Here is a 16,360-nt window from a genome sequence, read left to right on the forward strand (position 1 = left end):
TAAGTTTCAAGGGATAGTATCCTAGGATGCGGGCAACTTACTTTCTTCTAAGTACTCCGTCGCTCAATATCCCACGTAGGGGTCGTTGCCATCACGACGAGTTTTGAGCAGCTTCAAGATCCACATGTACTGTTCAGGCTTAGGGTTAACAAAATCTTCAACGACTTTGTTCATCACCCTAGCATCAATGTGTTCGTCTCCAGATAGATCATCAATTGGTTCTTTGATCTCAATTTCATATTTGCCAGTTTCAATATTGTAGCTTGCAAAGGTAGGAACGATCTTCGCGCGGCTGACTTTCGCCAATTTACCAAGCCCAGGCAGCGTTGCCTTTTCGGTGGCAAAGAAATCAACAAAAACGCTTTGTTCTGGCCCGTGGTCTTGGTCAGGTAAGTAGTATCCTAAGTAGCCATCTTTAACGGACTTTATGAACGGTTTGATACCACCGCTTCTATCATAAACTCGTCCACCATACTGGACTCTCTGCTTATGCATTAGCCAGTCAGTTAATGGGTTCTTTTGGCTATTGGCCATAGCTGAGACAGGTAAGCCTGTTGAGGCGAGTAATATCGCTGGAACATCGATACACCAAGAGTGGGGAACAAGCAAAATTGCACTCTGCCCGTTGGCCTGGAGTTCTTTTAAATGCTCCAAGCTATAATCTTGGCGTTCTTTTTCAGCCAATCTTTACTACGTAGAGTAATGGCTGGAAAGCCAAGCAGAAATGCCCCAGCAGTCGTTAGGCATTTTTCCAAGATAGCTTCACGTTCTTGGTCCGTTTTTTTAGGGAAGCACAACTGAAGATTAATACGCGCTTTTTGCACCGAGCCTTTTTGCTTTTGGCACATTTTCTTTGCCACAAAGCGAGCGATTGCAACACGCACTGAATTTGGAAGTAGCGTGAGCGGTAAACCAAAGATTAAACCAAGCCACGTTCCCCAGTGTTTGGGGCTAAGAAATGCCTTTTGGAATGTCGGGTTGTATGCTTTAGGGTCGTAGTCATTACGCACTTTAGTCACAGAAAAACCTTAAACGAACTAATAAACCTCAGCTAGGGATAATTTAAGCCAGTCAGCACCACACTTTTAGCGTCTAACAGCGTTAAAATCAACGCAATAGGCAAGCTATTGACTTGTGATTTTGCCTTGTTATCCATCTAAAATTGTATCACTGCCTTATATCATTGAGCTAATGGCATGAAAGTTGGTGCTATGCCGACTTTCTTATCCCGAGCTGAGGTTAATAAATAAAAAGCCAAGGGATATAAGATAAACCCTTGGCTCAATCACAGCAAACTAAGTTTACTGGTCTGCTAGTCTATTTATTGATGATAGACATATATTCAGCCACACCGTCCGCCACAGACTTAAACTCGTAGTTACAACCAGCCGCTCTGAGTTTGGTTAAATCAGCTTGTGTGTACTCTTGGTAGGCTCCCTTCAGATGGTCGGGGAATGGGATAGTTTCCACCTCTCCTTGGCCGTGATGTTTGATGACAGCCTTAGCTACTTCTTCGAAAGACTCTGCATTACCAGTGCCTAGGTTAAAAATGCCAGAAACACCATTCTCTAAGAACCATAGGTTAACAGCCGCTACATCTCCTACGTAAACAAAATCTCGTTTGAAGCCTTCGCTGCCAGCAAATAATTTCGGGTTCTCACCCGCATTCATCTGATTGTTTAAATGGAACGCAACCGATGCCATGGAACCTTTATGTTGCTCACGAGGGCCATAAACGTTGAAATAGCGGAAACCAGTTACCTGAGACAGAGTTTCACCATGATGTTCTGCATCTTTGAAGATTCGGCGTACGTAGTTGTCAAACTGTTGTTTTGAGTAGCCATACACATTCAGAGCACCCTCGTATTGAGGCTCTTCAATGAAAGTATCTGTTTCTCCATACGTCGCAGCAGACGAGGCATACAGGAAGGGAATCTCACGCTCTAAGCAGTAGTGAAGCAGCTCTTTTGAATACTCATAGTTGTTGAGCATCATGTATTTGCCATCCCACTCAGTAGTTGCAGAGCAAGCACCTTCGTGGAAGATGGCCTCAATTGCTCCGAACTCTTCACCCGACATAATTTGCACTAAGAAGTCGTCACGATCCATGTAGTCCGTGATTTCCAGATCAACTAGGTTCTGGAACTTTCGACCATTCTTAAGGTTATCAACGACAAGAATGTCATTAACACCTTTATCGTTAAGTGCTTTTACGATGTTGCTGCCAACCATGCCAGCACCGCCGGTTACGATGATCATTATGATTTCCTATATAGATGTAGTGTGACGTCCATACTTTAGCACTATAGCTTGATATTTGTAATCCCACTCTATAAGAGGTAATTGCAGATATTCGTTACTAGCTTATGGCTTAACTGTCAGCTCGGTAGAATTGACACGAAGCAACGTTATCTGGAAAATGACCAGATTTGGCATTGAATGTTATATCTCTCAAGTTAAATTTCTGGGTAATTTTGAGTATTCTTATGATAATAATTACAGTGACAATGATTTCGGAACACATTACAGAGCTTTAGGGTACCGTTTAGTATTAGACGAAGTGCATTTCCCGTTGCTATCAAGAAGATAATATCTCTATCTTATGATGAGAGTTAAGTAGAATAAATTAGGATATAATTATGATTTTGCCCGTAATAATGGCTGGAGGTACAGGTAGTCGACTTTGGCCACTTTCCCGCGAGCTTTACCCAAAGCAGTTCTTAGCTGTAGAAGGTGAGCAATCTATGCTACAGAGAACGATTGCTCGTTTGTCTGATGTGGATTGCTTTGACCCAATTGTTATATGCAATGAAGAACATCGATTTATTGCTGCTGAACAGTTGCGTGTGGGGGGTATAAGCATAGCGGTATTATCTTAGAGCCTTTTGGCAGAAATACCGCCCCAGCTATTGCTCTTGCAGCTTTGCAAGCAATGAATAATTCAAAGCTGGAGGAAGACCCAACTTTGTTAGTTTTAGCAGCAGATCATGTTATAGAAAATGACTCTGCATTTGTTGCTTCTGTCAATTCAGCACTCCCTTTAGCAGAGTCAGGTAAGTTAGTTACCTTTGGTATAGTCCCGAGTTCTCCTGAAACTGGCTACGGATATATTAAAGCAGGGAAACAGGACAAGAACGCTTTTGTAGTTAGTGAGTTTGTAGAAAAGCCAGATCTGGATACAGCAAAAAGGTACTTGAAATCTCAAGGATACTATTGGAACAGTGGCATGTTTATGTTCAAAGCAAGTCGCTATTTAGAAGAGTTATCAATGTATGCACCAGATATACTAGCCACATGTAAGCTTGCCATTAACTCCCCTGCTCTAGACCAAGAGTTCGTGCGAGTTGATGAAGAAGTATTTGAATCTTGCCCTGATGATTCTATCGATTACGCGGTTATGGAAAAAACGAGTTTAGCGATGGTTGTTCCAATGGATGCAGGGTGGAGTGATGTTGGTTCATTCTCTGCGTTATGGGAGATTTCAAATAAGGATAGCAAAAACAATGCGTTAAAAGGTGATGTAATAGCTATTGACTCGAGTAACAATTATATCTATGCACAAAACAAGTTAGTAGCTTCAGTTGGGGTGGATAACTTAGTTATTGTTGAAACTAAGGATGCCATTTTAGTTGCTAATAAAGATAAAGTTCAAAATGTTAAGCTGGCAGTCCAGCAGCTGAAGATGGCTGAAAGAACAGAACATAAATTACATCGAGAAGTTTATAGACCTTGGGGTAAGTATGACTCGATCGATCGTGGAAAACGCGATCAAGTGAAACGCATTACGGTTAAACCAGGAGAAAAACTATCTATCCAGAAGCATCATCACAGAGCAGAACACTGGATTGTCGTTTCTGGTACCGCTTCGGTACTAATCGGTGAAGAGACTCGCTTGGTAACGGAAAATGAATCCGTGTATATCCCTCTAGGCTCAGTACATGCTCTCGAAAATCCAGGAAAAATACCTTTAGAAATGATAGAGGTCCAAACAGGTAGTTATTTAGGGGAAGATGATATTGTTCGATTCGAAGACCGTTATGGAAGAATATAAGAATGAGTGAAAAGCAAAACTTAATCTCGAGCGAAGTTATTTCCAGCAGTCAGGTTTCATTCGGTACCAGTGGTGCGAGAGGCTTAGTCACTCAGTTTACTGCTGATGTATGTGCTGCTTTTACTGCTGCGTTTATATCGACTGTGAAATTGAATTACTCTTTTGATAAGGTCGCTATTGCTATTGATAACCGTCCAAGCAGCTATGAAATGGCTCAGGCTTGTGCATCAGTTTTAGGCCAACTTGATATTGACGTAGTTTTCTTTGGTGTCATTCCTACACCTGCTTTAGCATACGTTGCACAAGAGGAATCTATTCCAGCAATCATGGTCACAGGGAGTCATATACCTTTTGATAGAAATGGACTAAAATTCTATCGTCCTGATGGTGAAATATCAAAATTTGATGAACAATCAATATTAAACAGTCATGTTGAGTATTTGAAAATATCTTCTTTTCCAGAGTTGAGCGTAAATCCTTTGGCATCTGATAGATATATTAATAGGTATACCTCTTTATTTAATAACGATTGGTTGTCTGGTAGTAGAATAGGAATATATGAGCACTCTAGCTCGGGCAGGGACTTATATTTCAAGATATTTGAAGCATTTGGTGCAGATGTAATCAGGTTGGAGCGTAGCGATAGTTTTGTACCAATTGATACAGAAGCAGTATCTCAAGAAGACAGGGCTAAAGCTTTAAAGTGGTCTGAAGAGCACAACCTTGATCTTCTATTTTCTACGGATGGTGATGGGGATAGACCTTTGGTCTCTGATGAGTACGGTAACTGGTTGCAAGGAGATGTACTAGGTTTGCTAACCTCTGCCGCGTTAGGAATAGAGGCCTTAAGCATTCCAGTCAGTTGCAATAGTATTGTCGAGCTCTCTAACGTTTTTCAATGCGTAAAACGAACAAAAATTGGCTCCCCTTTTGTGATTGATGAGTTTGAGACTCTGTCAAAACACTATAAATCAGTGGCAGGATTTGAGGCTAATGGGGGCTACCTGCTGGGTAGTGATGTAAGGGTCAATGATCGTCCTTTAAACGCTTTGCCTACGCGTGATGCGATACTGCCAGTAATAATGCTTTTAGAGCTTTCAAAGAAAAACTCTATTTCGAAGCTCGTTGAAGAACTTCCTTCGCGTTATACATACAGTGATAGGCTTCAAAACTTTGCGAATCAAAAAAGTAATACACTGCTAGAAAATGGAAGAAAAAATCCCAATAAATTGCTTGAAACTATTGGTTTTTCTAACCTAACTGTATCTCATTTAAACAATGTTGATGGTCTTCGCATGACGCTATCAGACGATTCAATTCTACACTTACGGGCGTCTGGCAATGCACCTGAGCTTCGGTGCTATGTTGAAGCAAATAAGATAGGCACAGCTAAATGCATGGTTGAAACAACCTTGAAAAAAATATTGGAAATATAGCCCTTAGCTGGTAATAAACGTAGGATTAATATAATGAAAAACAATAAAGTTGCACTAATTACAGGTGTTACAGGGCAAGATGGTTCGTATCTGGCGGAGTTCTTGTTAGACAAAGGCTATGAAGTGCATGGCATTAAGCGTCGTTCTTCTTCATTTAATACTGAGCGAGTGGACCATATATATCAGGATAGCCATGAAGATAATCAAAATTTTTTCCTTCATTACGGCGATTTGACAGACACTTCTAATTTGACGCGTATTTTAAACGACGTGCAACCAGACGAGGTATATAACCTCGGTGCTCAATCTCATGTGGCGGTATCATTTGAATGCCCAGAGTATACTGCGGACGTCGATGCAATTGGTACGTTACGTTTGTTAGAGGCTATCAGGTTTCTCGGTTTAGAGAAAAAAACTAAGTTTTATCAAGCTTCTACATCGGAACTGTATGGAGAAGTTAAAGAGATACCACAAAAAGAGACAACTCCCTTTCATCCCCGCTCCCCCTATGCAGTTGCAAAAATGTATGCCTACTGGATAGTAGTTAACTATCGTGAGTCGTATGGTATGTATGCTTGCAATGGGATTCTATTCAACCATGAGTCTCCACGTCGAGGTGAAACGTTCGTAACTAGGAAAATTACTAGAGCTATAGCTAACATATCCCAAGGTTTGGAAAAATGTTTGTACCTGGGAAATATGGATGCTTTAAGAGACTGGGGACATGCTAAAGACTATGTTCGAATGCAATGGATGATGTTACAGCAAGAAAAAGCTGACGATTTTGTAATTGCAACGGGCAAGCAAATATCGGTAAGAGAGTTTGTTAAAATGTCAGCCAGAGAAATTGGCGTCGAACTTGAGTTTTCGGGGCAAGGTATCGATGAAGTCGGTATCGTAAAATCTATCCAAGGGGATAACGCACCTTCTTTGGTGGTGGGGGATGTGATTGTCCGGGTTGATCCGCGTTACTTCCGTCCTGCAGAAGTTGAAACATTGCTTGGTGACCCTTCGAAAGCAAATGAACAACTTGGTTGGACACCAAAAATATCTGTTGAAGAGATGTGTGCAGAAATGGTTAGATCTGATTTGGATAAAGCAAAGCAATATGCTTTGTTGAAATCACATGGGCATGATGTTGCAATATCAGTAGAGAAATAGATCGAATTATGATTAATGTAAATGCTAAAGTTTTTGTGGCAGGGCATAACGGAATGGTAGGCTCCGCGATTGTTCGCCAACTGAATAAACTTGGTTATAATAATATTATAACTAGATCTCGTGATGAGTTAGATTTAACAAATCAACAAGCTGTTATAGATTTTTTTAAAGAACAGGAAATTGAACAGGTATATTTAGCAGCTGCTAAAGTAGGAGGTATTTTAGCTAATAATTCATTTCCTGCATCCTTTATTTACGAAAATTTGATGATTCAGTGTAATATTATTAATGCTTCACATTGTAGTGGTATTCAAAAGCTGTTGTTTTTAGGTTCATCATGTATTTATCCGAAATTTGCTGAACAGCCTATGGGTGAATCGTCTCTGTTAACAGGAAAGTTAGAAGAAACAAATGAGCCATATGCAATCGCAAAGATTGCGGGAATTAAATTGTGTGAAAGCTACAATCGTCAATATGGTCGGGATTATAGAAGTGTTATGCCTACCAATCTTTATGGGCCCTTTGATAATTTTCATCCAGAAAATAGCCATGTCATACCAGCACTAATACGCCGATTCCATGAAGCGAAGATAAATAATGACAAAGAGGTAATCGCATGGGGTAGTGGAAAACCTATGCGAGAATTCCTTTACGTTGATGATATGGCAAAAGCATCCATACATGTTATGAATATTAGTGATGACATATACAATGAAAATACTGACAGTATGTTGAGCCACATTAACATTGGAACTGGTGTTGATTGCACTATTAAAGAGTTGGTGCATACAGTGGCAAAAGTAGTAGGCTTTGAAGGAGCAATTAAGTTTGATGCGTCAAAACCAGACGGTGCTCCTAGAAAGTTAATGAAAGTAGACAGGCTCAAACATCTTGGTTGGGAGTATACTACTTCTTTAGAAGATGGACTAGAACTTGCCTATAGCTGGTATATTAATAATATAGATAAAGCTCGAGGTTAGGGCTATCTATAAAATCAGATAGCGAACAGTCGAGCTAATATAATTTTCTCATCGCTATCTGAAATTTAACTGTTGGAATTAATGAAATGATCATTTTAGAGTTAAAATGATATAATTATTATTATTTGGTTTTAAAGTAAGTGTTTTATGGCCAATCTTTCTATTATATCGATTGTTGTGTTATAAATGTATTAATTCCTTGCTGCAGATAAATAATTCTTAAAGGTAAATTAATTTAACGAATTCTATAGAGATGAAGAAATTAATCCATAATAAACAATCAATTAAAATGATCGCTCTCGTCATGGGAAATGCGTCTAGTAGATTAATGTCTTTATTGTCAATACTGTTAATTAGTCACTTACTCGCAAGCTCTGAATATGGCATGTTTACGTCAATGTACAATATTTCAATGGCATTGGCATCATTTGTTTCTATGCCGATTCTACAGTGTCAGTTGAAGTATAACCTTGACCACAACTTAAAAACGAGAAGTACGATATTTATGTATTTCTTGTTGTTCTCATTAGTGTACTTTTTAGTGGGGTTTGGTGCTTACTATATAAATGCTATTAATTCAGATTATATATATATATCAAGTGCTATAGTTATTCATTTTTTTATTACCCAAACAATTGCTAATACATATATATCGAACAATGAGGACTATAAGTCTGTAATTTCCATTCTTGTCAATAATTTCATATTTTGGGCTCTTGTGCTGATTAACTTGACTTTTTTTGACAGTCTGCAGTATTTGGCTTTAAGTCTGATTTTTTCAAGTTTGGCTATATTTATATTGTATATTTCCACTTTAAAGGAATCTAAAAAAGAAGAAAATAACCGACCTGATTACCGATTTATTAAAGATTTTGTTATTCCAGCTTTTTTAGCATCTTGTGCATCAGCTCCTGTGCTTATTTATATACTAAATGATTTTGACAAGTTAGATGGTGAAGTTAAGGTTTATTTTAATATCGCTTATCAATGGTTTCAAATCCTATCATTTGTTATACTTTCAGTTACACCAAAGTTGATAGTCATGTTTACTACTAACGTAAGTATGAACTTTAATAAGTTGGCTGGATTAATTAAAATCTTGGTATCAATGTGGGCGCTAGGGTTAATATTGGGCTGGATTGTTTTGAGGCTATATAATGTTGTAGATCACCAGTATCTGAACGATGTGGCATTTATACTTATTTCATCATCAGTACTTTCTGCGTACTCAGGCGTTATAGGTGTTTATATTCTATCAAAACATAGTATGTGGCATGGTGCTTTGATAAATTTCTTGTGGGCCTTGATGATGTTGTTTTTTTACTTTGAATTTGAAGTCTCGGATTCACTGTCAATGTCAAAGGTATTCTTAACTTCTTATTTTATTCATTCAATCTTGTGTACACTGTATATGTTGAAAAAACTAAAGGGCATCAGTAATGAAAGTACTATTCATTAGTACCTCTCTTCCTCCACAAAGAGATTCGCAAGCAATTAGGAATTTGTTTTTTATAAAAGCTATGATTAATAGCGGAATTGAGGTCAGAATTGTAACGCTTACATCAGGTAATGATGAACCTTGGGACTATTATAAAGAAATTGGTGTGGAGCCAATTTTTGTAAAATGTACAAAACTACGTTCGCTGTTAAGTAATATTGGAAATGTCACAGTATTAAAGCCCATCTCTTACATTTTGAATAATCTAATGATGTATGCATTGTGTCCAGATATGGATGTCGGTTGGGAAAAAAAAGTAGTAGCAGCAATAGCTGATACAAACTTTGACTATAATGTGGTTGTAAGTGCATCAGGTTCATATACTGCTCATATGGCAGCGAGAACACTAGCGGAGCAGTCTAGAGTTCCTCATGTCGCAGAGCTTGGGGATCCATGGGCGGATAACCCTATTTGGCCAGAGAATATGTTCCATAAAAAAATTGTGAATACATTTTTAGAGAGGCAAGCATTAAAGTATGCAGATAATATTACCACAACAAACATAGCAACTAAAAAATTGTACCAAACTAAGTATCCAGATAAAAAGGTACACTCAATTCCAATGGGTTTTGATAGTCATGAGATCAGCCTAAACCAATGCGAGTTATTAGATTGCTTCAAAAATGAAGCAAGTAGCATCAGGTTCTCCCACGTTGGTGTTAGCTATAAAGCCTCGAGGGATCTTACCCCACTTATTAAAGCAATCGGGACAAAAACTGCGTTAGATTTGCTTGTTGTTGGTCCTCATAGCGCATCTTATGAAAAGTATGTAGTGGAAAAAAATATCGGAAATATTCGGTTTTTTGATGCTGTTCAATATGAGCAAGCTGTAGAAATTTCTAAACAGTCTGATGTGTCAGTAGTAATAGGAAATACGGGTGGTATACAGATTCCTGGAAAGCTGTACTTTGCTTTAGGACTAAAAATCCCATTATTGTACATTTATCAATGTGACAATGACCCTGCACTCGAAATTATTAAGGATATGCCTGGTGTAGTTAGTGCTCGATTGTGTGATGATGAGATAAAAAGTGTAATCGCTAACTGGGAAGGGAGTCATGATGCTCTGCTCAAGGAGTCGGAGTCAAGAGTGGTACTTCCTGAAGTTAAAGCTTTTGAGTGGTCTAAGTTAGGGGAAAGTTTTTCAAATGTTATTTCGCAATATGGAAAGTAAATGTTACTAAAATTATTTGCTTTAATCCCATGTGTAATGCTCTATCTGTCCTATCGACGAGCATGTAAGTATGGTTTACTAATAACAATACAAGCTACTATTTGGCTTGTGCTTTTTTTTACATTTTCTTTTCCATTTTTCATATTTGATATAGTTCTTCATCAAAATGCCATATACCTGTTTACTCTTGTCTATGTATCTTTGATTTATGTGTTTTTTATCTTCAATGATGCTAAATGGATGTCTATGAGATTCAAAGCACGTGACAGGCGAAGATTGAATCAAACGTTAATAGATCTTTTTACTCTTGTATTTCTTGCAATTCTTTCGTTTGAGTTGGTATATATTATTTATAATTCGGGAGGTATTGTCTCTGCTCTGACGCGAGATAGGCTTTCGGAGTATCTAGGTGGTGGGATTCTTAAAGGCTCATTTATTAACTTAGTCTTGCTATTGCCAACATTTTGTTACTTTGTAAAAGTTAATCAATTATTAGAGTCTAAAGAAAGACTAAAAGGAGGGTTTCTAATATCCTTCTTTGTCGTTTACTACATTTTCATTGCTAATACTAGGTTACCTATATTGATGCCGATAGTAGCAGCTGTGGTTTTTCTATTCTTTACTTTTAAGTCTAATTTCGTGAAGAAGTACGGCTTGATTCTATGCGTGTTAGGCATACTAGGTCTTAATATACTAATGGTCTTTGGTAACGCTTTAAGAGGGGGACTGTAGACAATGTTGACTTGACCATAGATAAAGTGATGGAGCAAAACACAGCACAATTAAGGTACCCTATGTGGGTAAACGATTTAGTCAATGATATTGATAGCTCTCGTATTGATTTTGAGTATGGCTATAACTGGGTGGTAATGCCATTCGTTAATCTTATCCCTCGAGCGCTATGGCAAGATAAGCCTTTAACTTCAACTTCTAACATATTATCTGAAAAAGTTTACGATATCAGAGTGGGCGATGGTCAGCCAATTACCACCTTCACCATATGGGGCGAAGGCTATTGGCAAGCTGGGTTACCAGGAGTAATCCTGGCAACATTTTTGTTTTTTATAGTCTCATGTGCTTTTGTCTACTTGTTAACTATGTTCCAACATACTAACTATCTTGCTATATACTATATAGTAAATATTGCGCCTTTCGTAAGAGCTGAGATACCTATGTTTTTAGTGCTAACCAATCTATTTGCATTGTTGACCTTAATTGTTGTTTCATATCTATTGCCATCAAAAAGAGCTTGAATAAAAACTAATGTGAAGTAAGGATAGGAATGTCAAGTATATATATAGATTTTATATCTCCCCAAGGTCATGCCAAAATAAACGAATTGTACTTTAGCGAGCTTAATAGTGATGATTACTATGCTTGTAAAGCATCTTATATGAAGGGCGTTGACTGTGTTGCGCGCAGGCTGAATTTTTACTCTCCTTGGAAAGGAGAGCCGCAAGGAATTAAGCATGCAGTTGAACAGCTTATTTTTACTATGGTGTTTTTTGTTTTTAAGATAAAAACCATATTGAAGGTTAAAAATATCGTATTTCTATCATATAGCCCAGTATGGAATTATCCGCTATTTCTCGTGCTTAAGGGTTTGTTAAATAAGAATATATGTGTTCTCGAGCATAATAGTATTCCAAGTGCTACAGGAACTGACGGTGTCAAGTTTAATATTAAGAGTAGGATGTTTCAGTTGTCGAGCTCATTAGTGACGCATTTGGTCTATGAAGATTACATTGGAGTTTATCTCGAGCAAGAGTTTGATGCCCATTACTTGGTCGTTAAGCATCCAATAATTGGTTTAAGTAAAATCGAAAGTTATGATGATAAGGTCACTCCGCTGATATTCTCTCCTAGTTCAAGCTCAGAGAAGCAAGTTATTGATTGGTTAAAAGACATAACAATTAACTCGGACGTTATTACCATGGTTAAATCAGCCTGTAATTTTGAAGAAAGTGGGTTTGTCGCTAAGCAATATTTTGAAAATTATGAAGAGTTAATGAGCAGTTGTGATATTATAGTTATCGGTTCAAAATTTGAAGAAAGGGTTTCAGGCGTATTTTATGAAGCTCTTTTGGCGCCTAAAAGCATATTAATGTTGGATTCAAAGTTTTCAAGAGCTGCGGTTAAATGTTATCCAAATGTTCATGTTTTTGATAGTTGTGAGCAACTCAAAGAACTTATCCTTAAAGTAATTGGGCAAGGGAAGCCGAGTTTGAAAATATATAATGTAGATAATCATAACTTACAGTCTAGTATATCGAGAGTTATCAAATGAAAACCAAGTTAGTTTATATATACTCAGAGTTGCCTTCTTATGTAAGAGTTCAAAAGAATATTAAAGTATTTCTGAATCATTTTGATGAAGTTCACTTTATTGGCGCTAATCGAAATGGTCAAAAAGAAGTTCCTCAGAGTAATATAGAAGGGCTTTATTTTCATATTCTCGACTCGGCAATTCCCCATGGCGGGTTCGGAAGTATATTAAAAAGTTTTCAGTTTGTATTATTTGCAAGGGCGGCCCTCAAAGAGATCAACGCGGACGTAATTGTGGTTGCAAATGAAGAGTCTTATGCGCCTTTGTTATTCTCAAGTAAGTTGACTAGAAATAAGGTCATAGTTTGTGAGTTATTAGATAGCCTAGCAATTAGGTTGACTGGTTATTTAAAGGTGCTAAACCCCGTTGTAAGACCTTTTAGCAGATTCGTAACAAGTAAAGCTCACTATGTGGTTGAGGTGACAGAATCTAGATTACTTCGGCATGGAGCTGCTCTTGATGGTAAGGCGTTTGTGATTCACAACTCTCCTGATAGCCAGAGTATGAATAATATTTCCTTGACCAAGGAAGTGGAAAGTAAATTACCAAAGAGTGAGCCTTATATATATGTTTCTGGTTCTGTTGTGCCTAACGTCTCTGGTATAGAAGAGCTTTTAATGGCTGTTCACAAGGTAAATCGTGATTGTGAGTCAAAGGTTAAAGTCGTATATTCTGGCAGGTTGAACGGCGAATGGGCGGAGAGCAAGTTTTTTAGTAGCCAGATGTGATTAATTTAGGTTGCTTGACGCCTCTGAGTCTTTATTGGTTGCTAATAAATCTCTAGCAATGTATGCGTATTATCGGCCAATAAATAATAACTATATCTTCGCTGCGCCTAATAAAGTTTATGATGCTATAAACATTCAAAAAAAGATATTAATGAATGAAGAGTGTAAGGCCACAGATATCCCAGGCAAGCTAGGTTTGTTGTTATCTGCACCATACGGTTCGGTCGATGGTATCGTATCTAATATTATTGAATTGTTTAGTGAAAATGAGCTTACTTTGGACAAAAAACTTTCGATACAAAAAGAATTTGATGAAAAATATTCATGGCCAGTAATGGAGAGAAAATGGGCTACTTTATTTGGGTTAGCTAAAGAAAGGCTAAAAGAGACGGATTAGTCCTGAAAAATCTGCATGTTGAACTTTCAGATATTTAGCTTGTTTTATCGTACCTTAATTGTATCTATAGGATAGAGTATTTTGAAACTTATATCTTCATCGATAGTAAATGAAAGAATGACAATGAGTCTTTTGCTTTTAATTTCTATCTTTGCCATTTTCTCTCTCTTCAGTTTGTCTGTATATGAGGTTAATCCGTACTTTGTTGTTGCTTGCTCTTATGTATTGGTCCATTTGGCACTTAGAGATTTTAGGCAGTTTAAACGTTGTTTTTCTCATCACCATTTTATCAATTTTCATTGCTAGTTTGTTTGCTGACCGGTCTTGGGATGGGAAAACTTACCATGCAATTGCAATTCTAGAAATGTTAGATGGATGGGACGTGTATACTCAAGTTTCGCCCGAGACATGGTCAGAAAGCTACCCCAAGTTATCATGGTTATTTGGTTATTCAATAGTCAGAATTACTGGTAAACTAGATTCAGCTACAGTAATTAATATCTTAGTCAGTATTGCTCTCTTCTGCTACAGCTATGTTTTTTTTAAAACAAGTAAGTTTAGGTTACTCATATCTCTACTGATTGTATTGAATCCTGTAGTGATAGCGCAGTTTAATACTAAATATGTGGATGGTTTATTATATTGCTTATTTACTATAGCTTTACTGTCATCGAAAGAAATTATGTTTAGTAAAAATGTTGAGATAAGCCACGTGATTATTTTTGGCTTATCTCTGGCGTTTATGCCGCTATTGAAATTTTCTGGGGCTGCATATTCGGCTATTATACTATTTAGTTCGTTATGGCTTAGGTGGCGGTATTGCCAGTGTGTGTTTTTTAATAGTTCAAAAAATGTCTTAGTTTTCCTACCTATACTTTTGGGATTTCTATTGATAGGTTATAATCCCTATATAAAGAATTTAATTAATGGAAATAATATTTTTTATCCTGTGCTAGGGTGGAAAGGTGATTCATTTCTTGGGATTATCGACTATTGTATCAACGTTCCACAAGTCATATCATTTCTCTTTTCTCCATTTATATATTCCAATGCTGGGTTCGAAGGTGTTGGATATACATGTTATGTGGTTGAGTTTGTTAATCCATTTAACATAAAGCACTGGGAGGTAATGGCAAGTCACGATTTTGGATGGTCCCTATCCGGCTTTGGTCCAATATTTCCTTTGGTTTTTTATAGCTCTCTTTTTTGCTTTGTATTTTGCTTTAAAGGTCTTACTAAATTTGAAAAATATTTCTTCTTTGTTGTAATTTTCTGTTGCTTGATTACTCCACATAATTGGTGGGTGAGATACGTGCCGTTTCTGTGGTTAGTTTGGTGTGTTACGTTAAGGAATAGATTTTCATTTGTTGTGCTACCTACAGCAATGCTTATCTCTTTGGTTTCTATCTATCAGTACACTACATCTGGTTCTTTTGAATATGTAACAGGTAGTTACTCTGATCTTCATGTCATTTATGATGAAGAAAACAACCAGAGTGTTTTTAAAAGGAGGAACTTCAGAGTGCTTGAAGAAAGAGGAGTTGTAGTTGTTGATATAGGTCAAATCAACTGTAATGCGCAGGATCTAAAACCATTATTTGTAGGTGACATTGCTTTGAAGCAGTGTGTGAAATAGGCAAGGAATAGTGACGAATATGTATTCTAGTGACAAAGATGCCATAGCAAGAGTGTATGAGGGTTTTCCTGCTATGATTCGGTTAAAGCAGAACTATAGGGAATATATATGTCCATTTCACCCGATCTTAGACAGGATTCCAGAAACGCCATCTGAACTATTGGATATAGGGTGTGGTGCTGGGGGCTTTGCTTTGTCGGCGATGATGAATTGCAACATATCCAGCTATACTGGGATTGATATTGACATCAAGTCTACGCAGTACGCTGAAAAAGCACTGAGAAAAGCAAAAGAGCTTGGGTTTATAGAAAATTGCGTTGATGTCTCATTCTCAAATAGTATTGAGAAATTTCAAGGCAAAACTTTTGATATCATTACCTTGGTAGATGTACTTCACCATGTAAAGAAAAACTCCTTAGAATCATTTATAGGTGATATCCTTCCTATGTTGAAAAGTTCTGGTTGCTTGATTATCAAGGATATGGACACTAGAAGCTTGTCAAAGATGGCTATGAACCAATTGCACGATTTACTTCTCGCTCGAGAATGGATAGAGCATATTCCACCAAAGTTGCTAGATAGTACGCTTGTTGAACACTTTGGGTTAAAGTTGGATGAAAGCTTTAATTATGACTCTTTGTGGTACGCACATTACTTAAAAGTATACAGGTTATCTCAATGAACGTGTCTAGCTTATGTTTTGTGATTTTATCTGCTATTTGCAACACTGGAGCTGGTGTGGCGTTAAAGTTATTGTCTTCTAGAGATGTACTGGATATAAAATCATTGTCAGTACTGAGTGTATCTTTACTGTTTTATTTTTTAGCGTTTTCATTTTATATGCTTTCAATGAAGTCTCTACCTTTGCAGTATGCATATTTGTCTATAACCTCTCTTTCAATGGTTTTTTTAATGCTATATTCAGTCAAATACTTAGGTGGCACATTGCTGCCTATAAACATTGTAGGGGTTA

General features: G+C 37.4%; 12 protein-coding genes and 2 pseudogenes. 12 read left to right on the forward strand and 2 right to left on the reverse strand.

The window, feature by feature from the left end:
- Positions 1-63: 63 nt before the first annotated feature.
- Both lpxM and rfaD read right to left on the reverse strand, forming a co-directional pair.
- A pseudogene (gene lpxM / locus UA76_RS18165) lies at positions 64-1,019 on the reverse strand (lauroyl-Kdo(2)-lipid IV(A) myristoyltransferase).
- Between the two features lie 298 nt (positions 1,020-1,317).
- Positions 1,318-2,259 (reverse strand): ADP-glyceromanno-heptose 6-epimerase, encoded by a 942-nt coding sequence (rfaD, locus tag UA76_RS18170; protein ID WP_047049113.1) that lies wholly within the window; start codon positions 2,257-2,259, stop codon positions 1,318-1,320.
- Positions 2,260-2,639: 380 nt separating this feature from the next.
- On the opposite strand from rfaD, the pseudogene UA76_RS18175 reads away from it, so the two are divergent.
- From UA76_RS18175 to UA76_RS18235, 12 genes and pseudogenes are all read left to right on the forward strand, one after another.
- Positions 2,640-4,051, forward strand: a pseudogene (locus tag UA76_RS18175) (mannose-1-phosphate guanylyltransferase/mannose-6-phosphate isomerase).
- A 2-nt stretch (positions 4,052-4,053) separates the two neighbouring features.
- Positions 4,054-5,487: a phosphomannomutase gene (locus UA76_RS18180; protein WP_047049115.1), complete on the forward strand. Its 1,434-nt coding sequence runs from the start codon at positions 4,054-4,056 to the stop codon at positions 5,485-5,487.
- A gap of 33 nt (positions 5,488-5,520) precedes the next feature.
- Positions 5,521-6,648 carry a GDP-mannose 4,6-dehydratase gene (gene gmd / locus UA76_RS18185; RefSeq protein ID WP_047049118.1) on the forward strand — a complete coding sequence of 376 codons (1,128 nt, stop codon included), beginning with the start codon at positions 5,521-5,523 and terminating at the stop codon, positions 6,646-6,648.
- Positions 6,649-6,656: 8 nt separating this feature from the next.
- Positions 6,657-7,628, forward strand: coding sequence for a GDP-L-fucose synthase (gene fcl / locus UA76_RS18190; protein ID WP_047049121.1), 972 nt, complete (start codon positions 6,657-6,659; stop codon positions 7,626-7,628).
- Between the two features lie 541 nt (positions 7,629-8,169).
- The gene (locus tag UA76_RS18195) at positions 8,170-9,087 is read left to right on the forward strand and encodes an MATE family efflux transporter (RefSeq protein WP_238322348.1); all 918 of its coding nucleotides are present in this window, start codon (positions 8,170-8,172) and stop codon (positions 9,085-9,087) included.
- Positions 9,068-10,300, forward strand: a complete 1,233-nt coding sequence (locus UA76_RS18200) for a glycosyltransferase family protein (RefSeq protein WP_047049125.1) — start codon at positions 9,068-9,070, stop codon at positions 10,298-10,300. Before UA76_RS18195 ends, UA76_RS18200 begins: the two co-directional genes overlap by 20 nt.
- Before the next feature lie 794 nt (positions 10,301-11,094).
- On the forward strand, positions 11,095-11,553 hold the full coding sequence (locus UA76_RS18210) for a hypothetical protein (protein ID WP_047049131.1): 459 nt from the start codon (positions 11,095-11,097) through the stop codon (positions 11,551-11,553).
- Between the two features lie 29 nt (positions 11,554-11,582).
- Positions 11,583-12,587: a hypothetical protein gene (locus tag UA76_RS18215; RefSeq protein WP_047049133.1), complete on the forward strand. Its 1,005-nt coding sequence runs from the start codon at positions 11,583-11,585 to the stop codon at positions 12,585-12,587.
- Complete coding sequence (locus UA76_RS18220; protein ID WP_047049136.1) at positions 12,584-13,354, forward strand: glycosyltransferase family 4 protein; 771 nt, start codon at positions 12,584-12,586, stop codon at positions 13,352-13,354. Before UA76_RS18215 ends, UA76_RS18220 begins: the two co-directional genes overlap by 4 nt.
- Before the next feature lie 34 nt (positions 13,355-13,388).
- Positions 13,389-13,751 carry a hypothetical protein gene (locus UA76_RS18225; RefSeq protein WP_047049139.1) on the forward strand — a complete coding sequence of 121 codons (363 nt, stop codon included), beginning with the start codon at positions 13,389-13,391 and terminating at the stop codon, positions 13,749-13,751.
- Between the two features lie 202 nt (positions 13,752-13,953).
- The gene (locus UA76_RS18230) at positions 13,954-15,387 is read left to right on the forward strand and encodes a hypothetical protein (protein WP_157617675.1); all 1,434 of its coding nucleotides are present in this window, start codon (positions 13,954-13,956) and stop codon (positions 15,385-15,387) included.
- A gap of 19 nt (positions 15,388-15,406) precedes the next feature.
- A complete protein-coding gene (locus UA76_RS18235) occupies positions 15,407-16,069 on the forward strand; it encodes a class I SAM-dependent methyltransferase (RefSeq protein ID WP_052772099.1) in 663 nt (220 codons plus the stop codon).
- Positions 16,070-16,360 lie beyond the last annotated feature (291 nt).

Origin of the sequence: Vibrio mexicanus (assembly GCF_001012815.1) — a bacterium.
In the GTDB taxonomy this organism is placed as follows: domain Bacteria; phylum Pseudomonadota; class Gammaproteobacteria; order Enterobacterales; family Vibrionaceae; genus Vibrio; species Vibrio mexicanus.